The following is a 26,852-nucleotide window of genomic DNA, read 5'->3' as shown; positions in this document are numbered from 1 at the left end:
AAGGAGTTTTTATGGCAAAAGCAACCGTTAGTTACCTATGTTCAGAATGTGGATATGTTTCTCCTAGATATTTAGGGAAATGTCCGAATTGTGGACAATGGAGCACTATGGAAGAATATAAGGAACTTGCTACGAGTAGTACTAAAAAACAATCTTTAGTGAGTCATTCAGAAGAAGAAAATCGTGCAAAACCACTTCGTATTGACCAAGTTGCCTATGAACGTGTCAAACGTGTAGAAACTTCGATGCAAGAATTAGATCGTGTATTAGGTGGTGGAGTAGTTCCTGGTTCTCTTGTATTAATTGGTGGAGACCCTGGAATTGGAAAATCTACTTTATTATTACAAGTATCGAGTCAGTTACAAAAAGCAGGAGGCAGTGTTTTATACGTTTCAGGTGAGGAAAGTGCTGCGCAAGTAAAAATGCGTGCAGAACGTTTAGGGATGCAAGCAGATGGATTTTACATTTATCCGGAAACAGATTTACAAGCTGTAGTTACACAAGTCGAACAATTAAAACCAGACTATGTCATTATCGATTCAATTCAGACAATGGCGCATCCACAAGCAACAGGAATAGCAGGAAGTGTTTCTCAAGTAAGAGAATCAACGGCAACATTGATGAGATTAGCGAAGTTAAACCAAATTGCGATTTTTATTGTAGGGCATGTGACAAAAGAAGGAGCGTTGGCAGGACCTAGAATGTTGGAACATATGGTGGATACTGTATTGTATTTTGAAGGAGAAAAACACCATAGTTTTAGAATTTTACGTTCGGTAAAAAACCGTTTCGGTTCAACGAATGAAATTGGTGTATTCGAGATGATGCAAGATGGATTGAAAGAAGTGATAAATCCGTCAGAAGTTTTCTTAGAGGAACGATTAAAAGGAGCGACTGGTTCAGCAATTGTTGTGTCGCTCGAAGGGACTCGCCCAATATTAGCAGAAGTTCAATGTTTATTATCTCCAGCAGTATTTGGAAATGCTAGAAGAACAACAAGTGGACTAGATTATAATCGAGTAGCCTTATTAATGGCAGTTTTAGAGAAAAGAGCAGGATTATTGCTACAAAATCAAGATGCTTATTTCAAATCTACGGGTGGATTGAAACTAAATGAACCCGCAATTGATCTAGCGATTGCAATGAGTATTGTTTCAAGTTATAAAGAACAGGGAACAGCAGTAGACGATTGTTTCGTAGGAGAGATTGGTTTAACGGGAGAAATTCGTCGTGTAAATCGTATTAGTGATCGTGTGAAAGAAGCACAAAAATTAGGATTCAAGCGAATTTTTATTCCAAAAAATAATATTGATGGATGGGAATTTCCAAATGGAATTGAAGTTATTGGAGTTTCCTCTGTGAAAGAAGCTATTCAAAAAGCATTTTAAGAAATCCATTAGATAAGGAAGGTGAGTAAAATGGATTTATCAGTAAAAGGTCAGCTTTTTGCTAAACGAATGATGACCCTTATATTTGTCATTCTAGGAGGTAGTTTAGGAGTGACCTATTTGCCATCGTTTTGGGAATTAATTGGAATTTCCAATGAGTGGCTAAATTCTGCAGTGTGTAGTGCGGTGATTGGAGCAATTATTTTCTTTTTTATTTCATTAGTATTAACCAAACCTATTATGGCAGGATTTAAAAAATTAGAAAAATTAGTGAATCAATTATCTGTTACGTATTTAGTATTCGGATTGTTAGGTACATTACTTGGGTTAGTAGTCGCTTCATTTATTAGTTTACCACTAACGAATTTACAAATACCGGCTATTACACAAGTAGCACCTGTAGTATTGAGTATCATTTTTGGATATTTAGGATTTTATATTGGAACAAGTCGAAGAGGGGATTTTCATAAATTATTAAGTTTAAAGAAAAAAACAGAAGAACCTCAAGTGCTTGAGAGAAAAGTGGATGATGCTTTTCATAAATATAAAATTTTGGATACTAGCGTGATTATCGATGGACGAATTTATGATATTGCACAAACTGGATTTTTAGAAGGGGTATTAGTCATTCCGATATTTGTATTGAATGAATTACAATATATTGCGGATAGTTCCGATAGTGTGAAACGAGTTCGTGGACGTAGAGGATTAGATATTCTGAATGCTTTACAAAAAGAATCGAAAGTTCCTGTTGAAACATATGATGGAGACTATGATGATATTACAGAAGTGGATCGTAAGTTAATTCGATTAGCTAAATCGATTGATGGAGTCATTATTACGAATGATTATAATTTGAATAAAGTCAGTGAGTTTCAAAATGTTCCTGTCTTCAATATTAATGCATTAGCAAATGCGATTAAACCTGTTGTGATTCCTGGAGAAATGATGAAAATTCAAGTCATCAAAGCAGGAACTGAGCGACAACAAGGGGTCGCTTATATGGATGACGGGACAATGATTGTAGTTGAAGATGGTCAGTATTATATGAATCAAGAAATTGACGTCATTGTAACGAGTGCGTTACAAACAGCAGCAGGAAGAATGATTTTTGCAAAACCTGCTCATTCGCAAAAGAAAATGAATCGACCAGAAGACTAGAGTTTAGGAAATACTTTTTCGATTAATAGTGTAGATAGTACTAGAGTATCGTTTTGAAAATTTTACTTCCTATTTATATAGAAGAAAAGTGTAAAAGTGAGAAGAAACAAAAATGTTTTTTCTCACTTTTTTGTATCGAAAAAAGTGACTAAAGTCATTCTAGTTGGTGACTAAAGTCAGTAGGCGAGTGTAGGAATAATTTGTATAATAAGGATACAGTAAAGCGAAGGGAAGAGAGAGTATGATGACCTATCAAAAAGGAAAAGAAAAAATTGTAATCGTCATATTAGGAATACTCTTAGCTTTTGTCTTTTATAAATTTTTCTTACATTAATAGTAACTTTAAAAAGGAGAACAAATATGGCATACGTTGAAATTCAATCTATTACAAAATCATTCGATGAGAAAAAAGTATTAAATCAAGTATCTTTTGAAATTATGAAAGGGGAATGCTTTGGATTATTAGGTCCTAACGGTGCTGGTAAATCAACACTGATTGATATTATTACAGGATTAAAGAAAACAGATCAAGGAGATGTCTTGATTGATGGGCGTTCGATTAAAGAAGATGCCTTGACGATTCGACAAAAATTAGGAGTTGTTCCACAAGAATTAGCGATTATTGAAGAATTAAATGCAGTCGATAATTTAACGTATTTTGGTGGACTATATGGCTTATATGGGAATACGTTAAAAGAGAGAATTGCAGAAATTCTAGCAGTAACTGGATTAGAAGAAAAGAAAAAAGAAAAGGTAAAAACTTTTTCAGGTGGGATGAAGAGACGATTAAATATTGGGATTGCGCTCTTACATCAACCAGAATTTTTAATTTTAGATGAGCCAACGGTTGGGGTTGACCCACAATCGAGACAGCATATTTTTGACTTTTTAGAAACTTTAAATCAACAAGGAACTACTATTTTATATACTTCGCATTATATGGAAGAAGTGGAAGCATTATGTGACCGTGTATTTATTATGGATCTTGGAGAAGAAGTGGCATATGGAACAAAAGAATATGTGAAAGAATTAGTAGGTTTAACGTATTCTATTGAAGTATTACTGGATCGTATTCCACAAGGATTTGAGCAAGTGGTTCTAGATAGTGAAAATGGTATTCAAGAAGTAACGGTTGAAAATCGTCAAATGAATTTAGTCGTGGATCGTTCGATTTACTCGATGATGAAATTTATTTCTTTAGTAGAAGAAAATCACTTAGTCATTAAAAAAGTTTCAGTCAATGAAACAACATTAGAGGAAGCATTCTTGAAATTAACAGGAAAAGCATTACGAGATTAAAGGAGAGTAATATGAAATTTTGGTATTTTTTAAAAGCAAATCTTCAGATGATGTTCAAACAGTTTCATATGCAGTTTTTTATGATTGTATTAGCACCTTTAGTAATAGGACTGTTTATTAATTTTTCAGGGAAAAGTGTGGTTGAACGTAAACCGAATAAAGTAGATACATTATTATATGTGGAAAATCAAGATCAAGAAGTGTTAGGAAATATTGTCCAAAAAGCACTTGAACAATTGAATGAACGAGAAATCATAGCCCTTACAACTGATAAAGAAAAGGCAGAATTGATTGCTACCATTCCAACAGATTTTTCCAAAACTGTATCGGAAGGACAGCAAACAAATCCGATTCAAATACAAAAGAAATCAAAAGTTTCAACTAGTAATCAATTGACGTATGAAATCATTTTGAAAAATATTACAGGTCAATTATTAGAACAAGTGGAATTGAAAGAATTGGTGAAGAATAAAAAACAAGTGGATGATGCAACAGCAGCTGTATTGTCTACGCAAATTCTTCAAAAAACAAATGAGGTTCTTAGTACAGAACTCTATCAACGAAATGATTATCAAACGAGCCGAATGTTGACAAGCGAGCAATATTTTTCTACTGCGCAATTAACGATGATTTGGTCCATGGTTTTATCAATAGTGGTGGCAGGTGCTGTGAAGCCTGAATTAAGTGGATTAAATAAACGAGTGAAATTATTACCACTTAGTGTTCGACAAAGAGAAACATATGGATTCATCTCGAATTTTATACAATTTTATATTTTCACCTTATTATATGTAGGAAGTTGGAAGGTGATTAATCCATCAACCTTTAATGGCAATCTATTTGGGATTGCAGGAATTTTAGTCATTCAACTATTTGTGATGCTATCGATAGCAGGATTTGTAAGTATTTTTATTACGGAGAAAACATTAGGATTATTTTCTTCTATTATCTCAATTGGATTTGTTCTTTTTTCAGGAGCTATTCCACTTGATAAAATGAGTCCAATGTTTCATTGGTTTGGAGATAATCCATTTAGAAGAGTATTGATTGAACCAATCATTCGTATCATGCAACAAGAATCAGTAGGAGATTTTATGATTATCTATGTTGTAATCGTCATCGTAGCTTTAATAATTATTGAATTACAAATTCGTTGTTTACAAAGAAGGGAGGAATACTGATGGATTTATTAAGAGGAATAGGATTTCATATTAAAAGAATCGTAAAAAGTCCAGCATTAATAGGTCAAATGGTAATTCTTCCAACAATAGTGACACTTTTTATGGTATTCATTCAATTATCGAGTACAAATAAAAACAATTCAACAACTTCGTCATCAACTCCTTCATTGGCGATTGTATTGGAAGAAGGAAATGAGGAGTTTCAAAAAGAATTAGAAAATTTATATTCTAAAAATGTTTTTTATACAGATAAAGAAGAAGCTCTAAATGAATTGGAAAAAGGATATATTCGAAGTGTATATGTTGTTCCTAAAAATTTTGTGCAATCTTTAGGAAATGGACAAAATAAACAGATGGAAGTGTATAGTCGTCAAAAACAAAAAGAAGTTTTATTAGAACAAGATATGCAAGGAATCTTGCAAAAACAATTAGTTGATACAGCTCTTCAAAAAGAAGGAATCTTAGAAAAGGGAGAATTATTCAAGCAAAGTGAAAATCAACTCGTTCATTTTGAAGAAGAAAATGCAACAACTGTAAGCTATGTCTTACTGCTAATGTTAGTGCTGTTTTATATTTTGTTTAATGCCGCTTCTATTTCGTTTGACTTAATTACTTTTAAGAAAAATTTTGTATTGAAACGTTCATTATTAGCGCCACGTTCTAATGCGTGGATTACAAAGAGCTTTTTGGGAGCTTACTTTGTAGTGATGTTTGTTGCGAATCTATTTATAATTTTCTTTATGGATAGAGTGATGAATGTAGGCATTCCAAATTGGTTTAACGTTTGTTTATTAGTTGCAAGTGGAATTATTTATAGTTTGAGTCTAGGATTATTTTTATTTAGAATTTTTAAAAATCCAATGATGGCACAACAAGTTGGAGTTTTCGGAACCCTTTTACTTGCGGGACTTGGAATGGCACCAAAACTATTTCAGTCTGAGATTATTGATATTGTAGCGCATTTTAGTCCAGTTTATTGGTTTGTTCAAATCATTGATCGTCAAGAATTACTTCCAGGTATTCCAATGGTATTAGTAATGGCACTAGTATTCTTTACAGCAGGGAATTATCGTTTAGAAACTTATGTTGATTAATATAAAAAAGTATATCAATTGCATAGAAGTTATAATAATGGTAGGATGAATTGACAAAATTTAAAAATTAAGGAGAATTTATGCCAGTAGGAATTATAGTTGATTCAATTGCCATTTTATTAGGAGGATTTGTTGGGGGATTTGCAGGACATAAAGTACCATCTGAAATGAAAATTCAATTAAATTTAATTTTCGGGTTATCATCTATGTTATTGGGAATCACTTCAATGGGATTAGTACAAAATATTTCAACCGTAATATTTTCAATGATTTTAGGGACGATTGTGGGTGTGTCTTTCAAACTTGGACATCGAATTAATCAGTTGGGATTATTATTAGAACGACCTGTAACAAAGTTAATAGGTTCAGATCATGATGGATTAAGTCGTGAAGAATTTTTAACGCAGTTAGTAACGGTAATTGTGTTATTCTGTTTTGGTGGAACGGGTATTTATGCTTCACTAGATTCAGGAATGACGGGAGATCATAGCGTTTTAATTGCAAAATCAATATTAGACTTTTTTACGGCAGCTATTTTTGCATGTAATATTGGTTATGTTGTTTCATTAGTAGCGATACCACAATTTGCAATTTTCTTTTCATTGTATTTAATTGGGGCACAGATTTTTCCTTTAACAGATCCTGTTATGTTAGCAGATTTTAGAGCCTGTGGAGGAGTAATTATGTTAGCAACAGGAATGAGAATTGCAAAAGTAAAAATGTTTCCAGTAGCGGATATGCTTCCGGCAATGGTCTTTATTATGCCGATAAGTTGGGGATGGGTTCATTGGATTTTACCATTGATTACGGGATAAACTGGGTGTATAATGAAATTGATAAAAAAATCACAAAGGAGTGGTTAGGATGATTATTACAACAACACCAACAATTGAAGGACATAATATTGTTGAATATAAGGGAATTGCTTTTGGGGAAGTCATTTCAGGGGTAAATGTGTTAAAAGACCTTGGAGCAAGTTTTCGTGATTTCTTCGGTGGTCGTTCTCAAGGGTATGAAGAAGAATTGTTAAAAGCTCGTGAAGATGCTCTTCGTGAATTAGAAAAACGTGCAGTTAATTTGGGAGCTAATGCAGTTGTAGGAGTGAAAATCGATGCTGAGACAGTAGGAACAGGTGGTATGTTAATGGTAATGGCATCTGGTACTGCGGTTGTTATTGACTAAGCTTCTTATTAAAAGATAGAAATCATTTATAAGGTTGATGGGTTTTCCGTCAACCTTTTTTAGTTCCCTTTTAAGTAGTAAAAAAACTTACATGATGTATTAGAACAGTGAAAATGGTAAGGTATCTTAAAAATATATAACATTTAAGGATTTAAGTGAAGAATAAAAGGAAGAAAAATGCAAGCGGATACAGTAAAATCAAGAGTTTCCTAAATTGAATGGTGTAAATGATAATAGATTTAATCGTTTATTACATTTATTTTATAATTCTTATCTGTACCAAACTGTATTAATACAGTTGACTTAAGGTGTTTTATTTTGTTGAAAACAGTTGTTTTTAAGAATGAGAGCTTTAAATATAGGCTTTTTAATAGTTTTTCTTTATAAAAAATGAACAAACTGTTTGTATTAAATATCACTTATGTGAAAAAATAGTACAGATTTTTGTGATTATTCCATTGATAATTATTGAGAAAAGATGTATAATGTGCTTGTTAAAAGAAAAACAAAAAACAAAACCCAAAAGAAAAGAGGAAAATAAATGGTTAATAAAGCAGTTGTAGAATCCCAAGAACTTTTTGAAAAAGCTTGGGAAGGCTTCAAGGGTGTAGATTGGAAAGAAAAAGCAAGTGTATCTCGCTTCGTTCAAGCTAACTACACACCTTACGATGGAGATGAAAGCTTCCTTGCTGGGCCAACAGAACGTTCTCTACACATTAAAAAAGTAGTAGAAGAAACTAAAGCTCACTATGAAGCAACTCGTTTCCCAATGGACACTCGTCCAACTTCTATTGCTGATATTCCTGCTGGATATATCGACAAAGAAAACGAAGTAATCTACGGTATCCAAAATGATGAATTGTTCAAATTGAACTTCATGCCAAAAGGTGGTATCCGTATGGCGGAAACTACTTTGAAAGAAAATGGATATGAACCAGATCCAGCTGTTCACGAAATCTTTACAAAATACGTAACAACAGTTAACGATGGTATCTTCCGTGCTTATACTTCAAACATTCGTCGTGCTCGTCACGCTCACACTGTAACTGGTCTTCCAGATGCATACTCTCGTGGACGTATCATCGGGGTTTATGCACGTCTTGCTTTATACGGTGCAGACTACTTAATGCAAGAAAAATTAAACGACTGGAACTCAATTGAAGATATCAATGAAGAAACAACTCGTTTACGTGAAGAAATCAGCTTACAATATCAAGCATTACAACAAGTTGTTCGTTTAGGTGACTTATACGGAGTTGATGTTCGTAAACCAGCGATGAACGTTAAAGAAGCTATTCAATGGGTAAACATTGCTTTCATGGCAGTATGTCGTGTTATCAATGGTGCTGCTACATCTCTAGGACGTGTGCCAATCGTTTTAGACGTTTATGCTGAACGTGACTTAGCTCGTGGTACATTTACAGAATCAGAAATCCAAGAATTCATTGATGATTTCGTTATGAAATTACGTACAGTTAAATTTGCTCGTACAAAAGCTTATGACCAATTATATTCTGGTGACCCAACATTCATCACAACTTCTATGGCTGGTATGGGTAATGACGGTCGTCACCGTGTTACTAAGATGGACTACCGTTTCTTAAACACATTAGACAACATTGGTAACTCTCCAGAACCAAACTTAACAGTTTTATGGACTGATCAATTACCATACAACTTCCGTCGCTACTGCATGCACATGAGCCACAAACACTCTTCAATCCAATATGAAGGTGTAACAACAATGGCTAAAGATGGATACGGCGAAATGAGCTGTATCTCATGCTGTGTATCACCACTTGATCCAGAAAATGAAGAACAACGTCACAACATCCAATACTTTGGAGCTCGTGTAAACGTATTGAAAGCTCTTCTAACTGGTTTAAACGGTGGTTACGACGATGTACACAAAGACTACAAAGTATTTGACATCGACCCAATCCGTGACGAAGTTCTTGAATTCGAATCAGTTAAAGCTAACTTCGAAAAATCTCTAGACTGGTTAACAGACACTTATGTAGATGCATTAAATATCATCCACTACATGACAGATAAATATAACTACGAAGCTGTTCAAATGGCATTCTTACCAACTAAACAACGTGCAAACATGGGATTCGGTATCTGTGGATTCGCAAATACTGTAGATACATTAGCAGCGATTAAATACGCTACAGTTAAACCAATTCGTGACGAAGATGGATACATCTACGACTACGAAACAATTGGTGAATACCCACGTTGGGGTGAAGATGACCCTCGTTCAAACGAATTAGCAGAATGGTTAATCGAAGCTTATACAACTCGTCTACGTAGCCACAAACTATATAAAGACGCAGAAGCTACAGTTTCATTATTAACAATTACTTCTAACGTTGCTTACTCTAAACAAACTGGTAACTCTCCAGTTCATAAAGGGGTATTCTTAAACGAAGACGGTACTGTAAACTTATCTAAACTTGAATTCTTCTCACCAGGTGCTAACCCATCTAACAAAGCTAAAGGTGGTTGGTTAGATAACTTGAAATCATTATCAAGCTTAGACTTCAGTTATGCAGCTGATGGTATCTCATTAACAACTCAAGTTTCACCTCGTGCTTTAGGTAAAACTCGTGATGAACAAGTAGATAACTTAGTAGCAATCTTAGATGGATACTTCGAAAGCGGCGGTCAACACGTTAACTTAAACGTAATGGACTTAAACGATGTTAAAGATAAAATCTTATCAGGTGAAGACGTAATCGTACGTATCTCAGGATACTGTGTAAACACTAAATACTTAACTCCAGAACAAAAAGCTGAGTTAACTCAACGTGTATTCCACGAAATCTTATCTATGGATGATGCTTTAGCATAAAAATAGAACTTACACCACCTAGTCTGTTGGCTAGGTGGTTTTTGTTTCCGAATACTAGTTTATCCTATTGACAAGCTTATAAGAATTGAGTAGAATACAACAAACAAGAAAAGTAGGTGAATGGAATGAGAGAGTGGTATAGAGAACTACGTGAAGATTATAATGTTAGCCGTTCATATCATGAAGGATTTTGTGAATGGTATATAAAAAGAAAAGCACCAGATAGTGTTAGACAAATCTTAGCTTATTCCATCTTTTTCTTTGGAGTATATTTATGGACTAACATACAATTAAGTATATTATTAATTGAATTAGGTTCAGTAGGATATATTTTAATTGTATTGTATGAATGGATTCGAGATATCAGAATTGCTTATCAAAAGAAACTAAAAAAGGCTGGAGAATAACTCCAACCTTTTTTGTATTTATGAATTTATTTTACTTCTACGCGATCTAACCAAGAAGTAGCTGTTGCATCTAACACAACATTTAAGTCTTCAATATTTTGACGACCAGTTGATGCTAACCATTCACGACCTTTTTCGTCTCCTTCGTTAGCGTAAACTGCTACTGAATCTTTCCAAGTAGCACGTCCACATAATACACCATTGAATTTAGAACCTGCTTCTTGAGCAAAGCGTAAAGTTTCTTGGAATAATGATGCAGATACACCTGCACTTAAGAAGATAAATGGTAAGTGAGTGATTTCTGATTGTTCTTTAAAGTATGTTAAAGCTTCTTGACGAGTATATACAGGTTCAACCCCTTCTGCTGTAAAGCCTTCTACAAAGTTCATATTTACAGGAACTTCAACTTTTAAGACATCTACTTGATAACGAGGGTCAGAGAATACTTTCATCGCATCATTTACTTTATGAGGTTTTAAGCTTGCGTAGTGAGCAGATTTTACATCTTCGTTACTTGCATCATAAGAAACGATTTCTAAGAAGAAAGGAATATCTTCAGCAGTACATTCACTACCAACACGTTCTACCCATGCATGTTTGATATCATTGATAGCTGGATCTTCATCAATATCATAGTATAGTAATACTTTTACAGCATCCGCTCCGATTTCTTTAATACGTTTAGCTGACCAGATTGGTAATAAGTCAGGTAAGCGTCCAACTTCAGTAGCATCATAACCTGTTTTTTCATAAGAAATTAATAATCCACAATCTGCATTTCTTTTTTCTGCAGCAGGTAATCCATATTCTGGGTCTAATAAAATTGAACTTGAATATTTTGTTAATTCTTCAGAAATTAATTCTTTAAAATGAATAATTCCTTCATCACCTGTTTGGTCTGGATTTCCAGCAGCAATCATTTTTTTAAGAGAACCACGTTGGTCGATAGCTAATGCGCCGATAACATGATTTTCATTTGATAAACGACGTAGATGTTCGTATTTTCCTTTTGTAACTGTTAGTTTTGACATATTTAACACTCCTAATCATTTTATTGCAAGGGTTTCTCACGCCTTATATTCTCTGTCTAACTTTTTTTATTTTTCAAAATAAGCTTTACCGTCTAAATAAGTGGCTTGTAATTGTAAGTCATCATCTAAAACGATAAAGTCAGCTGCATATCCTGGTTCTAGGTGTCCGCAAACATCATCAATTCCTACTGATTTTGCAGGGACTAAACTAGCCATTAATAGAGCTTCGTGAGGAGTTGCGATTCCCCATTTTACAACATTTTGTACTCCTTGGATTAGTTCTAAAATACTTCCAGCAAGGCTGCCATTATGTTTCAATCGAGCTGTGCCATCTTTTACAATAACGTCAAATTCTCCTAATGTAGATTCGCATTCGCCTAATCCACCAGCACGCATACAGTCTGTAATTAAAGCTGTACGGTGTCGGCCGCAACAATTCATGACAATATTCGCAGCAACTGGATGAACATGGTGACCATCACAAATTAATTCGTCAAACACATCAAATTCATTTGGAAGAGTTAAGGCTGCTCCAACTACACCTGGTTCACGGTGGTGAAGTCCACGCATACCGTTATAAGTATGAACGAAAATATTTGCACCTGCTTCAACTGCATTTTTACATTCTTCATATGTTGCATCTGTATGAGCTAAGGCAACGTAGATATCTTCTTTTACAGCATGTTTGATAAAGTCAACGGCTCCATCACGTTCAGGAGCAATCGCAATTTTCTTTACCCAACCATTTGCTTTTTGTTGCCATTCATCTAAAATTTCTGATTTTGGATCTCCCATATATTTAGGATTTTGAGCCCCTTTATGAATTTCACTAAAGAAAGGTCCTTCTAAGAAAATTCCTCTAATTTTCGCACCAGGAATAGATGCAGCATTATCCCCGATTGTTTGACAAACATCATTTAGTAACTCTCTAGAAGCTGTTAGAGTAGTTGGTAAGTAGGAAGTAACCCCACAACTAGGTAAACCAGCAGAAATGGTTTTTAAGCCTTCTACATCATTATCCATGACATCTGCGCCTTTGTATCCATGAATATGTGTATCCACAAGACCTGGGGCAATGCTATAGGTAGCATAGTCTATAATAGAACCATCTGTTGGTCTTTCTTCTTGAAATTCTCCAAACACCCCTGATTCTAAAATTGGTAAATATCCAGGGCCTTTGACAACATCTTCAAAATAAAATTGTTTTGCATAAATATAACTAGTCATAATATCCCTCCTTTTAATCTTTTTTTACGATATATTTATGAACGAATTAAACATTTAATGGGTGAATGGTTACCCCTTTTACAACACGGTTTACTGTTCCACTTGGAGAAGGTGTGTCAGGTTTATTTCCCACTTTAACAGAAGATAATAGTCCAATTGTTTGTCCGAAGATAGCATATGGTAGTGCTAAATAAGCATCTGGAACTGAAGAGAATTCTTCTGCAAAATTAAAGCTTGTTCCTTCATATTGACCTTCAACAGATACTCCTACTGCACAAACTAATGGAGCAATACTGTCCCCATTCATTTCTTCTAAAATATCTAAGTCATATTGACGTGTATAAGCATCATTTGAAACAAAGACAAATGCTAGAGAACGAGCATCTACGAATGATTTAGGACCGTGACGGAATCCCATAGAAGAATCATAGATTGTAGCAATTTTACCAGCTGTTAATTCTAGAATTTTTAATTGTACTTCACGTGCTAGACCCGCTAATGGACCAGATCCAAGATAAATGACACGATTATAGTCTAAGTCTACAAATTGTTGTAAGACATGTTCACGTTCTAACACACTTTCTCCCATTTGACGAATAGCTGTTATAAAAGCTGCTTTTTCTTCAAGTGAGTGTCCTTCATCGAAAATTAATAAAGCTGTTAATGTCATACAAGTAAAGCTACCAGTCATCGCAAAACCAGCATCATTTGAGCGGGCAGGCATCATTAATAATAAGTTATGGTCATCGCCAGGTGCTGCTAGAGCTAATTTTCCTTCTGGAGCACAAGTAATGGTAATTTGATAGAAGTCTTTCACAATTTGTTGTCCTAATTGAACGCTGGCTAAACTTTCTGGAGAATTTCCGCTACGTGCAAATGATACTAAAATAGTAGGGATTTCTGCTTTGAAATAATCTAGAGGATTACTTACTAAGTTAGTTGTTCCTACAGATTGGAATTCAAAACGATCCTCACGTCCATGACGTTTTAAATAAGGTAAAATTGTATCTCCTACATATTGAGATGTACCTGCACCGGTAAAAATAACACGATAGTGATCATGTGGTAATGACTTTAAGAATGCTTGAATACGGTTTAAGTTTTCTGAATAATAATCAAATGCTTCCTGCCATAATTCTGGTTGTTGGCGAATTTCACGAGTTGTGATTTCTGCTGTTAGTGCTTCTAGTTGTTCTTTTGAAAATTGAAACATTTCAAAACCTCCCATTTTTGATTTATTTATGTGAATTTCTATGGTAACGAACTTTATAGAAGAATTGGTCACTTCTTGCAACACTGATTGTAAATTCGATGACATGATTTTCGTTATTTACACTAATTCTTTTTAAGCGTAGACAAGCAGCATGCATCGGTGTTTCCAAGATAGGGGCCTCATCTTTTGTAAGAATACTCGCTGAAAATTCCTCATCTGCATAAATGATTTTTTGTTGAAAATCATCTGAGAAAACTTCATACAAGGAACGATTTTGTAATTGTTCTTGTGTGAGATTAGGGAATAGTCTAGCGGGTAAGAAGGTAGTTTCCTTCATCATTGGTACGCCATCTGCAAAACGAATTCGTTTGAGTCGATAAATATATTCACCAGTTTCAATTCCTAATTGCTGAGCAATATAGCTATCGGCTTTGTAGTAATGAAATGCAGTAATACTGGTTGAAGGAGTTCTGCCTAATTCTTTCATTTGTTCCGTAAAACTATAGCCTTCTAGTAAATTTTGACGTTCTTTCCATTGGCTAGAAATAAAAGTGCCTTTTCCATGGCGTTTGTAAATGTAGCCTAAGGATTCTAATTCTTTTAAGGCTGTGCGGACAGTCGTGCGACTTACACCATATTCTTTACAAATTTCTCGTTCGGACAACATTTTTTGGTGTACTTGTCCATGTGTTGTAATATATTCGATAAGATCTAAACTTAATTTAGAATAAAGTGGCACTTGTTCTGTTTCTACCATTGGATTTCCCTCCTTTCTAAAACATTAACGTATACTGGTCATTACCAGTTATTGTTATTTTAAGTTTAAAAAACTCATAAGTCAAGAATTCTATCAAAAAAACTATTCTAAGCGAGAATTTTCCTTTCTTAGAAATAGTTTAAAAGAGAGTAGGCAATCTATAGCAAAAAGTGATGAGTGGTTTGTATTATTTTGAATAGGAGAAGATGATGCAAAACTTGACGAGCTTCTTAGAAAAAAAGTACAATAAAGGGTACAAAAGAGAGGGGTATCATTGTGGATAAAGTGTTCAATTATAAAAGTTGTTTCGATATTATCGGTCCTATTATGATTGGACCATCAAGTTCTCATACAGCAGGAGCGCTTGCGATTGGAAGATGCGCTAGACAATTGTTTGGTGGAACTCCCAAAAGTGTCCAATGTATTTATTATGAATCATTTGCTCAAACTCATAAAGGGCATGGCACAGATTTTGCCATTATTAGTGGAGTTCTGGGCTTTGAAACAGATGATGAACGTGTTCCACAAGCGGTGGAGATTGCTACGAAACAAGGCGTTTCCATTGAATTTATCGAAAGAGATGAACCAAGTCCAGTCGCTCATGCGAATACGGCGGATTTAACGTTGATGTCTGCAACAAGACGAGTCCGTTTAATCGGGACTTCTATTGGTGGAGGAACTGTGGAAATCAAATATGTGGAAGTAGATGGATTTATCTCCAATTTTTCAGGACCATTACCGATTATTTTAGAAATTCTTCCAATTGAAGAAAATTCAATAGTGAAACCTCTATTAGAAGAATTTGGTGTTTCGATTGGGAAACAAAAAGAATTAAAGGAAGGTTCATCGCGCTTTATTAGTTATGAATTGAATGGATTAATTTCTCCAACTCTTCAAGAAAAATTACAATTCATTCAACAAGAAAAAACAATCTATGTCTTTACATAAAATAAGAAAGGAATTTCGTGATGTTTGTTAGCATACAGGAATTAGTCGCATTAGCAACTAGCCAAAATAAATCTATTTCTGAAGTAATGATTGAACAAGAAATGGAAATGACCCAACAAAGTCGAGAATTTATTTGGGCGAAGATGGAAAAAAATCTTCAAACAATGAAAAATGCGGTAGAAAGAAGTGTACAGGGTCAAGGTGTATTCTCTCCAACAGGACTAACCGGTGGCGATGCTGTAAAAATGAAAAAATATCGCGAAAAGGGAAAAACTTTATCTGGAGATAATATTTTAGCAGGAGTGCAGTACGCTCTAGGAACAAATGAAGTGAATGCAGCAATGGGAATTGTGTGTGCGACACCAACTGCGGGAGCAAGTGGGACATTACCAGGCGTTATATTTTCCATTGCAGATAGCATGGACTTAACTCAAGAACAGCAAGTGAGATTCTTGTTCACTGCTTCAGCATTCGGAATGGTCGTTGCCAATAATGCGATGATTTCGGGCGCTATGGGTGGTTGCCAAGCAGAAGTGGGAAGTGCTAGTGCGATGTCTGCAGCAGCAGCTGTTGAAGCTGCTGGAGGGACGCCGCAACAATGTTCAGAAGCTTTTTCGATTGCATTAGGGAATTTGCTAGGATTAGTGTGTGACCCTGTTGCCGGATTAGTAGAAATCCCATGTGTGAAGAGAAATGCGATTGGAGCAGGAAATGCATTGATTGCGGCTGATATGGCGTTAGCAGGAATTACAAATGTCATTCCAGCAGATGAAACGATTGAAGCAATGCGTTCTATCGGTAGAAGAATGCCAAGTGAATTAAGAGAAACAGGATTAGGCGGAACCGCCGGTACTCGAACAGGACTAGCGATAAAAATGAAAATTTTCGGGCAAGATGTTTCGCTAGAAAAAGAGGAGGAATAATGATGGCAAAAGAAATCGCAACATTTGCAGGAGGCTGCTTCTGGTGTATGATTAAACCATTTGATACACAACCAGGAATTGAATCTGTCATTGCAGGTTATACAGGGGGACATAAGGAAAATCCTACTTATAAAGAAGTTTGTTCAGGAAAAACAGGACATACAGAAGCTGTACAAATTACCTTTGATCCAGAAATCTTCTCTTATGAACAATTAGTGGAAGTCTATTGGCAACAAACAGACCCAACAGATGCGATGGGACAATTTGTAGATAGAGGCGATTCTTATCGACCAGTGATTTTCTATCATTCTCCTGAACAAAAAGCGATCGCAGAAGCTTCGAAAAAAGCTTTACAAGAAAGTGGACGATTTAAAAAAGATATTGTAACAAAAATTGAACCAGCTAGTACATTTTATCCAGCTGAAGAATACCACCAAGATTTTTATAAGAAAAATCCAGATCATTACTACCGTTACCGTGGGATGTCTGGACGTGATACGTTTATTGAAGAAAGTTGGAAATAGGATTTCAGTTGAAGTTATTTAAAGAATTGAATCATAAGAAATGTGGACAACCCGTTTTACTTTTTAGGAAGTAAGCGGGTTGATTTTTTGTATTAGTATAGAAATAATCTTTATATATATTGAAAAAATACGAAATTTATAGGAACAAATGTTGTTGACAAATAGAGTTGAGGGGATAAAAATAGAAACACTTCCACATTAATATGGAAGTACATTGACTAAAAAATGGCAACTGCTTACTTTATACTAATAGTAAGTTAAACGGTACCATTAAATTCAATGAAACCTTGAGTTAGGGGTGAGGGGATGAATAAAAGGCAAGTATTATTATTAGAGTACCTAATGAAAAATATAGAGTATTTATCTGCTAATCAATTAGCTGATAGATATAAGGTTTCGACTAAAACTGTTTATCAAGATATTGATAAGATTAATGATTTTTTGAAGGGGAATTCAATAGAAACAGAAGTAATAAAAATTCCAAGAAAAGGAATTAAATTATTATCACAATTGGAAAATAAAAAGATTCACACGAAAATAATAAAACTGAATGGAGAAATGAAAGAATCATTTTCTCCTGAATATCGTGAAAAAGAGCTTATAAGGAAATTATTTATTACTCATGAAAAAGTAGACTTATATGAATTTTCAGAGGAAATGTTTGTTACTGACTCTACGATTCATAGACTGATTGATAAATTAAATAGTATATTTATTTCCTTTGACGTGAAGTTAAAAATAAAAAGGGATGAGATAATTCTAAAAGGAAATGAAAGAAATATACGTAAGGCTCTTGAAATATTTATTGTGAAATTTGTATCAAACGATAGAGATCGTTTTAAAAATTTGGAATTATTTTTTTCGAAAGAAGATATAAATAATTGTCAAAAATCTATTGTTAAACTATCAGAAAAGTATCAATTTCATTTTACAGATGAATACTTATATTCATTATTACTTGATTGTTTAATTTTTAAAAAACGAAACGAGGCTAATGAAATTTTAACTAATAGATTAAGTAACTTAGTTAATGATGTAAACCATTTAGAAGTATATTTCTTTGCTGGAGAATTATTAGAGACTATTCTAAATTTTACTCTTGAAAAAATTTCTCCTTATGAAATTGAAGCGATGGCATATAATTTATTAGCCTTTGGATTTAATATCCAGTCTGTTGAATATATGAAAAATGTTAACGAACAAGTAAAAACATTGATACAAAAGGTTTCTAATTTATTAAGTTTAAATCTTACAACAGACGAGCATTTACAGATGATGCTTAGTGCTCATATTTCAAAAATGATTATAAGATTACGAAATCAAAATTTTATTTCTAACCCTGCCTTGGAGGAAATAAAAAAACAATATTCTAGTTTATTTAATGTCATTTGGTTATCAATAAGAACTTTATCTCAATATTATGAATTAAGTATACCGAATGAAGAATTGGCTTTTATTGTTATACATTTTCAAGTAGCTATTGAAAAAATAATGAAACCTTTGAATATTGTCGTAATTTGCCAAAATGGAATTGCTACTTCTGAATTAATCATGAATAAGCTACGTAGAATCTTTTCTAGCAATGAGAAACTGACAACTATTAGTTTAAGAGAGCTAGATTTCTATGATTTAAGAAATATTGATTTAGTAATTTCTACTATTGGATTACCTGAACTAAATATACCTGTTATAGAAGTTAGTCCTATTATTACAAAAGAAGAGTTAAGAATGATTCAACAGTTTTATGCTGAACAAAGTACAGATAACTATCGAATGATGAAAACTTCTTTAAATGGAAGGGAATTTAATGTAGCATCTTTGAATACTCTATTAAAAGAACCAAAATTAATTAAGATAAATGTCAAAAATAAACAGGAATGTATTGAACGACTGATAATTGAATGTAGTATTGGAAATCAAACGGAAGAATTTAGAGATTCCATTAACCAAAGAGAGTTATTAGGAAGTACGAGTGTTTATACAGGTATAGCTTTACCACATTGTGATCCAAAAGTTGTTAAACAATCTGAACTAATTTTAATGAGTTTAGATAAACCTATTGAATGGGGAAAAAATCAAGTTAGTTTAGTATTACTAATAGCAATCGCTGAACAGGATATTCCAGTATTTAAAGACAGTCTAATAGCCTTATATTCCGTTATAGAAAATCAAAATTTGATGTCGGAATTAATGTTGATGTCAGATGGAAAGAAAATTAAGAATAAAATACTTGAGGAGGTGAGTCAAAATGCTAGATAAAGAAATTTTTGAAATTAATATAAAAAATATTAGTTCTAAAGAAGAAGCGTTGACTTATTTGTCAGATAAACTGATTGAAAAAGGAATTGTGAAAGAATCGTATAAGGAAGCTATTTTAAATAGAGAAAAAGTATTTCCAACAGGATTACAGTTTGAAAAATATGGAATCGCTATTCCTCATACAGATGTAGAACATGTTAATAAGGAACAAATAGCAGTAATGACGTTAGAAAATCCAGTTTCATTTTATCAAATGGGGACAAATGATGTGGAAGTTTCTGTAAAAGTAATTTTTATGCTTGCTTTGAAAGAGGCTCATAGTCAATTAACGATTTTACAACAATTAATAGAAATTCTTCAGGATAAAGAAATCATGGAGAAATTAATGAATATGGATGAATATACAACATCCAAAGAAGTAAAAGAATTGCTAGCAATTAAAAATATAAAATAATAAAGGAATAAGTTTAGTAAAAAAGAAAGGAGGAAAATTTACTAAACAACCAGAATCAGACTGTTTAAACTGAGTATTTTAATTATTAGGAGGAAAAGATTATGTTGGCATTATTTCAAAAATTTATCGATTTAGGCGCAATTGTAGTATTACCAATTTTAATTTTTATTTTTGGTATGATTTTAGGAACTAAACCTAAAAAAGCATTTGTATCGGGTGTAATTGTCGGGGTTGGTTTTGTTGGATTGAATATGGTAGTTGATTTATTAGGAGGTAGCTTAGGACCTGCAGCTCAAGCAATGGTTGAAAGATTTGGATTACATTTAACAACAATTGACGTTGGTTGGCCTGCAGCAGCAGCAATTTCTTATGGAACATTATTAGGAAGTTTAGCTATTCCAATTGGTATCGGAATTAATGTTTTATTACTATTCTTAGGATTAACAAAAACATTAATGGTAGATATGTGGAATTTCTGGCATGCAGCTTTTGTAGCATCTTTAGTATATGCACTTACTCAAGATTTTACATTAGGATTATATGCAACAATTGTATATTTAGTAATGATTTATTTATTAGCAGATATTATTGCTCCAGCTATTAAAAAATTCTATGGATTCCCTAACATTACATTCCCACATGGAACATCAGCACCTGGATTTTTAGTAGCTATTCCATTAAATTGGGTGTTTGATAGAATTCCTGGGTTTAATAAAATTGAAGCAAATCCAGAAAGTATTCAAAAGAAATTTGGTATTTTTGGTGAAAGTACAGTATTAGGTCTTGTAATTGGTATTGTTATGGGATTATTAGCAGGTTACGATCCAAAAGGTGTTTTACAATTAGGTGTTAAGATGTCAGCTGTTATGGTCATTATGCCTCGTATGGTATCACTTTTAATGGAAGGTCTTACTCCAATTTCTGAGGCTGCAAATGAATTTGTTCAAAAACGATTCCCTGGTCGTGAAGTAAATATTGGTATGGACTCTGCTTTATCAGTTGGACATCCAGCAGTATTATCAAGTTCATTAATTTTAGTTCCAATTACAATTTTATTAGCAGTAATTTTACCAGGAAACCAAACATTACCATTTGGTGATTTAGCTACAATTCCATTTGTAGTATGTTTAATGGCAGCTGTATTTAGAGGAAATATTGTTCGTACAGTTGTTGGGGGAACAATTTATATTGCAAGTATTTTCTACATTACTTCATGGGTAGCTCCTTTAGTAACAAAAGCAGCTCAAGCAGCAAACTTTGATTTAGGTGGAAATACAAGTATTACTGCTTTAGCAGAAGGTGGATTATGGCCAACATGGTTGTTTGTGTTTGCAGGAAAAACTGCACCTTGGGTAATTCTGTCAGTAGTTCTAGTAGCTTCATTAGCAGGATTATATTATGTAAATAAAGTTCGTGCAGAGAAATAGGAGAATAAGATTATGAAAAAATTATTAATTATGTGTGGTTCTGGAATTGCAACATCAACAGTTGTTGCTGGGAAAGTAAAACAATGGTTAGCTGATAATAATTATTCAGATAAAGTTCAAGTTTTTCAATCTAAAGTTTCAGAAGAAGTTAATCGTATTGATGAATATGATATTGTAATTTCTACAACAGTTGTACCTGATTCAATTAAAGATAAAGTGATTATGGGATTACCTTTATTGACGGGTATGGGAATTGACGCTTTATGGAGTGAATTGAAAGCAGCGTTGGAGGCTTAGTCAATGAAAGCATATATGAGAGATGTATTAGGGAAAGCAAAACAAGGTAATTTTGCAATTCCAGCAACAAACTTTATTGATTGGAATTCTGCCAAAGCATATGTAGAAATGAGTGAAGAATTGAATCTTCCACTAATTTTAGCTTTTGCACAAGTACATTCTCCTTATTTAAGTTTAGAAGAGGCTGCTAATATTGGGAAATATTTTCAGGAAAAAGCAAAAACTCCAGTTGTGTTACATCTAGATCATGGACAAGATTTAGCATTTATAAAAAGAGCAATTCAATTAGGATTTAATTCTGTAATGATTGATGCATCTTTAGATTCTTTTGAAGAAAATGTTAGAAAAACAAAAGAGGTTGTTGAAGTTGCCCATGAATTTGGAGTTGATGTTGAAGCAGAAATTGGTTTTGTTGGAGCAAATGGAGATGTATCGAAAGACGAAATAAAGTCTATTTATACAAATGTAGAAGATGCTGAAAAATTTGTTCAAGAAACTAATGTGGATTCTTTAGCAGTTTCAATAGGGACTTCTCATGGCTTGTATAAAGGTATTCCAAAAATTAATTTCCAACGATTATCTGAGTTACGTAATGTATTAAATATTCCATTAGTTTTACATGGTGGATCAGGTTCAGGAGATGATAATTTGAACCGTTGTGCACGAGAAGGAATTTCAAAAATTAATATTTATAGTGATTTTATGGACGCTGGTGCAAAATCGGTTTCTGAAAAATCATTTACAAACTATATTGATGTATTAAAAGCTTCAAGAGAAGGTATGAAAACTACTTTAAAACATTATTATCGTGTGTTTGAGACTAAATAAAAGGAGAAAACAAATGGAAACTATTAAAGATAAATTTTTCATTTTTAATCCGAAGTCATATTTATTTGGAAATGAATTATTAGAATTAGCAAAAGAAGCTGATCGATTAGCTGAACAGTATCCAGAAATTAGTATTTTTGTGACGTGTCCATATGCAGATATTCATAAAGTATCTAGCGAAACGAAACATATTATTGTGACAGCTCAACACTTAGATGGAATTGATTGTGGTAGAGGAATGGGAGCAGTTTTGCCAGCTTCATTATATAACGCTGGAGCAAGAGCTACTTTTTTAAATCATGCTGAACATCCATTAACAACATCTCAAGTAGTCGCTTCAATCAATCAAGCTGAAAAATTGGGACTTATAACGATTTTGTGTGCAGATTCTATTAAAGAAGCACGAATGTTGGCAATGTTAAATCCAACAATCATGTTATGTGAACCTACAGAGTTGATTGGGACAGGACAAACAAGTGACGATTCATATATTTTAGAAACTAATCATCAAGTGAAATCTGTTAATTCAGATATTTTAATGATGCAAGGTGCTGGAATTATGAATGAGAATGATGTCTATCGTACAATTAAGCTTGGTGCAGATGGTACAGGCTGCACAAGTGGAATTGTTAAAGCAAAAGATCCGAAACTAATGTTAAAATTAATGATTGAAGCTATTGACAAAGCAATGAATGAGGAGAAAAAATGACGGTATTTCAAAAAGAATTTAAAGTAGATGCAAAAGAAGGTCAAGTATCATATATTGATATTACAAATTCTATACATCAAACTATTACTGAAAGTGGTATTCAATCAGGAATATGTACAGTTATCACAGCACATACAACATGTTCTGTTTTCTTTGAAGAGGATACACATGATAAAGATGAAAATGGTGTAGATTATTTACAATTAGATTTAAATACTATTTTAGACAAGATTATTCCACCCCATTTAAGTGCGGATAGTTATCATTATCCTGGTGAAAAACATTATCAAGAAGTTGAATCTTGGCCTAACCCTGAAGAATGGTTACCAAATGGAGATAGAAGTGCATTATGGAATGGAGATGCTCATCTAAAAGCCACAATCTTGGGTTCTAGTGAAACCTTAGCTGTTGTAGATGGTAAACTGGCAATAGGAAAAACAGGTTATGTTTATTTTGCAGACTTTGATAAAACTCGAGAAAGAACAAGAAAGTATCGAGTTGTGATTATTGGAGAATAATTAATAGATATACAACAAACCCCGAGGAAATTCGGCTCATCGACAAATTCTGTTGGTGAATCAAATGTAACACCAAATTAAGTATTTAATTTTTAATAAATAAGGTGGGAGAAACTGAAATATTTAGTCTATTGATGAATCCACCACAAACATAACTATGAATGAAATCTAGTTTTAACTTTATAATGAGCAGGGGCATGTTATCCGCGATTAGCGATTTGGGGGCTGTGAAATTTGATATTATTTTTCGCTTCTCCCAATTCAACATGCCCATGGAGGCTCATTGTCAAGTTAAAATGACTCTATACAACCTTTCTTAAATCATAATGACTTTCTATTGACCGGGGTAAAGAAACATCCTTTGATAATCTTTATTCTTAATTTCATATTCTCAAAGTTTCGATATCCATATGCCACTCGTTTAATTACTTTAATGAAATTATTCGTCCCTTCAATAGCTCCATTGGAATATCCTGTCGTAAATGCTTCATAAATCCCATTCTTAAAACGTTTGAATACTTCAAACTTCTTCTTAAATTCATAAGGTAATTGTCTTGGAATCTCCTTTATGCATGTCATAAACACCTCATAATCTTTCTTCTTATAAGCTTTTCTAAGTTCTTGGATGAATTCATAAGCTTCTGATAGTATTTCGTCAAAACTCAATAATTTTTCCACTAATTGTGCTTGGGTGAGATGCGTCTTAAAGTGATAGTTATAGTGCAGTTTTTCTTCATCCAATTCTTCACTTGGTTTTAACAGTAGTTTCCAGTAGCGTTTTAATGTCTTCTGTTGTGTTGATTTAGCAGAGAATTGCTTCATAATCACAACTCGAAGTTGATTAAAATTGCGATTCATATGTTGAACGATATGGAATCGATCTACTACGATAACAGCGTTTGGAAATACTGTTTTAATAAGGTTTTGATAAGAAGCATTCATATCCATCACTAAATATTTTACTTTTAAACGTTGTTTACGGGAGAACTTCATAAAGAAAGAAATCAATTCATGAAGTGTTCTACCAGGTAAAATATCAATTAATTGGCGATTTTCTCCATCTAAACAAATGAAATTCATTTTCCCTTGTTGCGTTTTAACGCCTCTAAATTCATCTAAACAAAGTATTTTAGGTAAATAGTTATATCGTTGCATTGTCTTTATTTTAAATTTTTTCATCACTCTTTCGACTGTCTTGTCAGAAATTGAAAGAAGTTTGGCAATTGTTTTTCTAGAAAAGTTTTCTTTTAAGTACAACATAATTTGGCACGCTAAATCATAAGAAATATTACTATTTTTAGGAACAAGAGGGCAATCTGTAACCCAAGTTTTACGACAATCTTTACAGATAAATCGTTGTACTTTTAATTCTAAAAGAGTTTTATTCCCGTATAGATGTGGAATTCTAATTTTATGTTCCATAGGAGAATGCTTAATAACATTTTTACTAGAACAATATGGACAAGAAGTACAAGTATTTGTCCAAGTTCCTTTAACTTTATGAACAATTTCGTGGTTTTCTGTCACCGTTTCTAACCAATTTTCATCCGTAATAAAATTTTCTTCTGTTAATCCAAGTAATTTTCGTATACAATAGTCCATGAGAGAAATCCTCCTTTGATTTGTTTTGGTCGACTTAATCATAACCTGGATTTCTCTTTTTTGCATGTAAAAAATCCTGTCGGTGATTTCTCACCAACAGGATTTGTCGAACAACCGGAAATTCGAAAAATGAAATTCCTCGGGGTTTCTACTTAATGTATTTAAAATCTCTTACTCCCCAACCCAGTGAATTTACTAATAACCGTAAAGACTACTGAACCGATAATAGCAGGTACTAACCATTCAAATCCAAATTGATGTAATGGTAAGGTGTTTGTCCAATCGGCTAATCCAGAGAGGAAGTTGCCACCTTGCATTTGAGAGAATAGATGAATAGCTTGAATTCCTCCAATGAAGAATGCTCCAACAACTGCACCGGTATAAGTCCAGTTATAAACAATATAGCGGTCAAAAATTGATAAAAAGATTAAGGCGATGACCATTGGGTAAATAGCGCTTAGTACTGGAACTGCTAATTGTAATAAGGCATCCACTCCTAAAAGTGATAGAAGGAATGAAAGAACGACTGATACTACAACAATTTTTTTGTATTCTAATTTTCCATTTGTTAAGGTTGAAAAATAATGACCACAAGTTGTAATTAATCCAACAGATGTTGTTAAGCAAGCAAAGGATACAGCAATTCCCATAGCGACTTTACCAAATGAACCTAATAATTGTTCAATTAATCCGATTAGTAATGCAGGACGTTGAATTGTTGAGTCATAAACCGTACTTACAGTAGCTCCAGCATACGTTAAGCTGCTGTACACTAATGCTAGTAAAATGAAAGATACAATGCCGACTCCAAACATCATTTGATGTTGTTCTTTTTTCTCTGTATAACCTCGTCTAGTTAAGTCAGAAATCACAACTCCTGCCATTAAAGCTGCGCCAAGTGCGTCCATTGTTTGGTAGCCTTCTTTAAAACTTTGAGAAAATAATCCTGCAGAAGTTGTTGTTTGGAAGCCTGCATTTGGCTGAACTACAGCTGCAATAAATACTAGTAATAGAATGATTAATAAAATTGGAGTTAAATATTTTCCAATCGCATCAATAACGGTGTGCGAATGAATCGCAATATATAAGGTTAATCCAAAAAAGATAAGAGAGGTAATCCATTGTGGAGCAGTTGGTACAAAGGATTGTACAAAAATTTCATGAGTAGTAGCTCCGGTTCTTGGAACGGCAAATAATGGTCCAATTAATATAATGGAAATCGCTCCAATAATGATAGAAAAATGTTTACTAACTCTTTTTCCTAAGTCTGTTGCTTGTCCACCTAATAGAGCTGTTACAATAACCCCAAGAATCGGTAATAATGGATCTGATAATAAAAAGGCGATATTGGCAATACCCCAATTATTTCCAGAGATAACTCCTAAATAAGGTGGGAAGATTAAATTTCCAGCGCCAAAGAAGATGGCGAATAATGCAAAACCACAAATCATAATGTCAGTGAGTTTTTTTCGAGACATAAATTTCCTCCTAGATATATTCTTAAAAAATGATTAAAAAACAATTACAAATAGTGTACCACTTCTTTTTTTGGATTGCTAGTGATAT

Annotated in this window: 25 protein-coding genes; 19 read left to right on the top strand and 6 right to left on the bottom strand. The window is 33.5% G+C overall.

Going from position 1 to position 26,852, the window contains the following annotated elements; translation table 11 throughout:
* The first annotated feature begins 11 nt into the window (after positions 1-11).
* From radA to HMPREF0446_RS07290, 9 genes are all read left to right on the top strand, one after another.
* Positions 12-1,388: a DNA repair protein RadA gene (gene radA, locus HMPREF0446_RS07330; protein ID WP_006703127.1), complete on the top strand. Its 1,377-nt coding sequence runs from the start codon at positions 12-14 to the stop codon at positions 1,386-1,388.
* 30 nt (positions 1,389-1,418) lie between these two features.
* A complete protein-coding gene (locus tag HMPREF0446_RS07325; protein WP_020991433.1) occupies positions 1,419-2,549 on the top strand; it encodes a PIN/TRAM domain-containing protein in 1,131 nt (376 codons plus the stop codon).
* Positions 2,550-2,909: 360 nt separating this feature from the next.
* On the top strand, positions 2,910-3,848 hold the full coding sequence (locus HMPREF0446_RS07320) for an ABC transporter ATP-binding protein (protein WP_006703129.1): 939 nt from the start codon (positions 2,910-2,912) through the stop codon (positions 3,846-3,848).
* 11 nt (positions 3,849-3,859) lie between these two features.
* Positions 3,860-5,029, top strand: coding sequence for an ABC transporter permease (locus tag HMPREF0446_RS07315; protein ID WP_006703130.1), 1,170 nt, complete (start codon positions 3,860-3,862; stop codon positions 5,027-5,029).
* Positions 5,029-6,123 (top strand): ABC transporter permease, encoded by a 1,095-nt coding sequence (locus HMPREF0446_RS07310; RefSeq protein ID WP_006703131.1) that lies wholly within the window; start codon positions 5,029-5,031, stop codon positions 6,121-6,123. Before HMPREF0446_RS07315 ends, HMPREF0446_RS07310 begins: the two co-directional genes overlap by 1 nt.
* Before the next feature lie 80 nt (positions 6,124-6,203).
* Positions 6,204-6,938 (top strand): DUF554 domain-containing protein, encoded by a 735-nt coding sequence (locus tag HMPREF0446_RS07305; protein ID WP_006703132.1) that lies wholly within the window; start codon positions 6,204-6,206, stop codon positions 6,936-6,938.
* Between the two features lie 49 nt (positions 6,939-6,987).
* On the top strand, positions 6,988-7,305 hold the full coding sequence (locus tag HMPREF0446_RS07300) for a heavy metal-binding domain-containing protein (protein ID WP_006703133.1): 318 nt from the start codon (positions 6,988-6,990) through the stop codon (positions 7,303-7,305).
* A gap of 541 nt (positions 7,306-7,846) precedes the next feature.
* Complete coding sequence (pflB, locus tag HMPREF0446_RS07295) at positions 7,847-10,162, top strand: formate C-acetyltransferase (protein ID WP_006703134.1); 2,316 nt, start codon at positions 7,847-7,849, stop codon at positions 10,160-10,162.
* 125 nt (positions 10,163-10,287) lie between these two features.
* Complete coding sequence (locus HMPREF0446_RS07290; RefSeq protein ID WP_006703135.1) at positions 10,288-10,569, top strand: hypothetical protein; 282 nt, start codon at positions 10,288-10,290, stop codon at positions 10,567-10,569.
* 26 nt (positions 10,570-10,595) lie between these two features.
* Here the strand turns inward: HMPREF0446_RS07290 and lacD are convergent, their stop codons facing one another.
* From lacD to HMPREF0446_RS07270, 4 genes are all read right to left on the bottom strand, one after another.
* Positions 10,596-11,600, bottom strand: a complete 1,005-nt coding sequence (gene lacD, locus HMPREF0446_RS07285) for a tagatose-bisphosphate aldolase (protein WP_020991432.1) — start codon at positions 11,598-11,600, stop codon at positions 10,596-10,598.
* Between the two features lie 66 nt (positions 11,601-11,666).
* Complete coding sequence (gene nagA, locus HMPREF0446_RS07280) at positions 11,667-12,827, bottom strand: N-acetylglucosamine-6-phosphate deacetylase (RefSeq protein ID WP_006703137.1); 1,161 nt, start codon at positions 12,825-12,827, stop codon at positions 11,667-11,669.
* A gap of 46 nt (positions 12,828-12,873) precedes the next feature.
* The gene (gene agaS / locus HMPREF0446_RS07275) at positions 12,874-14,040 is read right to left on the bottom strand and encodes an SIS domain-containing protein (RefSeq protein WP_006703138.1); all 1,167 of its coding nucleotides are present in this window, start codon (positions 14,038-14,040) and stop codon (positions 12,874-12,876) included.
* Between the two features lie 22 nt (positions 14,041-14,062).
* On the bottom strand, positions 14,063-14,797 hold the full coding sequence (locus tag HMPREF0446_RS07270) for a GntR family transcriptional regulator (RefSeq protein ID WP_006703139.1): 735 nt from the start codon (positions 14,795-14,797) through the stop codon (positions 14,063-14,065).
* Positions 14,798-15,073: 276 nt separating this feature from the next.
* On the opposite strand from HMPREF0446_RS07270, the gene sdaAB reads away from it, so the two are divergent.
* The 10 genes from sdaAB to HMPREF0446_RS07220 all read left to right on the top strand — a co-directional run bounded on the left by sdaAB (position 15,074) and on the right by HMPREF0446_RS07220 (position 23,684).
* Positions 15,074-15,745 (top strand): L-serine ammonia-lyase, iron-sulfur-dependent subunit beta, encoded by a 672-nt coding sequence (sdaAB, locus tag HMPREF0446_RS07265; RefSeq protein ID WP_006703140.1) that lies wholly within the window; start codon positions 15,074-15,076, stop codon positions 15,743-15,745.
* 20 nt (positions 15,746-15,765) lie between these two features.
* Positions 15,766-16,668, top strand: coding sequence for an L-serine ammonia-lyase, iron-sulfur-dependent, subunit alpha (gene sdaAA / locus HMPREF0446_RS07260; protein WP_006703141.1), 903 nt, complete (start codon positions 15,766-15,768; stop codon positions 16,666-16,668).
* A 2-nt stretch (positions 16,669-16,670) separates the two neighbouring features.
* A complete protein-coding gene (gene msrA, locus HMPREF0446_RS07255) occupies positions 16,671-17,192 on the top strand; it encodes a peptide-methionine (S)-S-oxide reductase MsrA (RefSeq protein ID WP_084443534.1) in 522 nt (173 codons plus the stop codon).
* Positions 17,193-17,498: 306 nt separating this feature from the next.
* Positions 17,499-19,451, top strand: a complete 1,953-nt coding sequence (locus HMPREF0446_RS07250; RefSeq protein ID WP_006703143.1) for a BglG family transcription antiterminator — start codon at positions 17,499-17,501, stop codon at positions 19,449-19,451.
* Entirely contained in the window at positions 19,441-19,905 is a 465-nt protein-coding gene (locus tag HMPREF0446_RS07245) for a PTS sugar transporter subunit IIA (RefSeq protein ID WP_006703144.1), read from the top strand. Before HMPREF0446_RS07250 ends, HMPREF0446_RS07245 begins: the two co-directional genes overlap by 11 nt.
* A gap of 101 nt (positions 19,906-20,006) precedes the next feature.
* Positions 20,007-21,332, top strand: a complete 1,326-nt coding sequence (locus HMPREF0446_RS07240; RefSeq protein WP_006703145.1) for a PTS galactitol transporter subunit IIC — start codon at positions 20,007-20,009, stop codon at positions 21,330-21,332.
* Positions 21,333-21,344: 12 nt separating this feature from the next.
* Positions 21,345-21,629: a PTS sugar transporter subunit IIB gene (locus HMPREF0446_RS07235; protein WP_006703146.1), complete on the top strand. Its 285-nt coding sequence runs from the start codon at positions 21,345-21,347 to the stop codon at positions 21,627-21,629.
* A 3-nt stretch (positions 21,630-21,632) separates the two neighbouring features.
* Positions 21,633-22,457 (top strand): class II fructose-bisphosphate aldolase, encoded by an 825-nt coding sequence (locus HMPREF0446_RS07230; protein WP_006703147.1) that lies wholly within the window; start codon positions 21,633-21,635, stop codon positions 22,455-22,457.
* Between the two features lie 13 nt (positions 22,458-22,470).
* Positions 22,471-23,166, top strand: a complete 696-nt coding sequence (locus HMPREF0446_RS07225; RefSeq protein WP_006703148.1) for a triose-phosphate isomerase — start codon at positions 22,471-22,473, stop codon at positions 23,164-23,166.
* Complete coding sequence (locus tag HMPREF0446_RS07220) at positions 23,163-23,684, top strand: YjbQ family protein (protein ID WP_006703149.1); 522 nt, start codon at positions 23,163-23,165, stop codon at positions 23,682-23,684. Before HMPREF0446_RS07225 ends, HMPREF0446_RS07220 begins: the two co-directional genes overlap by 4 nt.
* A 321-nt stretch (positions 23,685-24,005) precedes the next feature.
* Here HMPREF0446_RS07220 and HMPREF0446_RS07215 read toward each other — a convergent pair whose 3' ends face one another.
* Both HMPREF0446_RS07215 and brnQ read right to left on the bottom strand, forming a co-directional pair.
* The gene (locus HMPREF0446_RS07215) at positions 24,006-25,286 is read right to left on the bottom strand and encodes an ISL3 family transposase (RefSeq protein WP_020991431.1); all 1,281 of its coding nucleotides are present in this window, start codon (positions 25,284-25,286) and stop codon (positions 24,006-24,008) included.
* Between the two features lie 161 nt (positions 25,287-25,447).
* Positions 25,448-26,764: a branched-chain amino acid transport system II carrier protein gene (gene brnQ, locus HMPREF0446_RS07210; protein WP_006703151.1), complete on the bottom strand. Its 1,317-nt coding sequence runs from the start codon at positions 26,762-26,764 to the stop codon at positions 25,448-25,450.
* Positions 26,765-26,852: the final 88 nt, after the last annotated feature.

Origin of the sequence: Granulicatella elegans ATCC 700633 (assembly GCF_000162475.2) — a bacterium.
Taxonomy (GTDB): domain Bacteria; phylum Bacillota; class Bacilli; order Lactobacillales; family Aerococcaceae; genus Granulicatella; species Granulicatella elegans.
The sequence above is the reverse complement of the archived record's forward strand: the minus strand, read 5'-3'. Positions and strand labels throughout refer to the sequence as shown.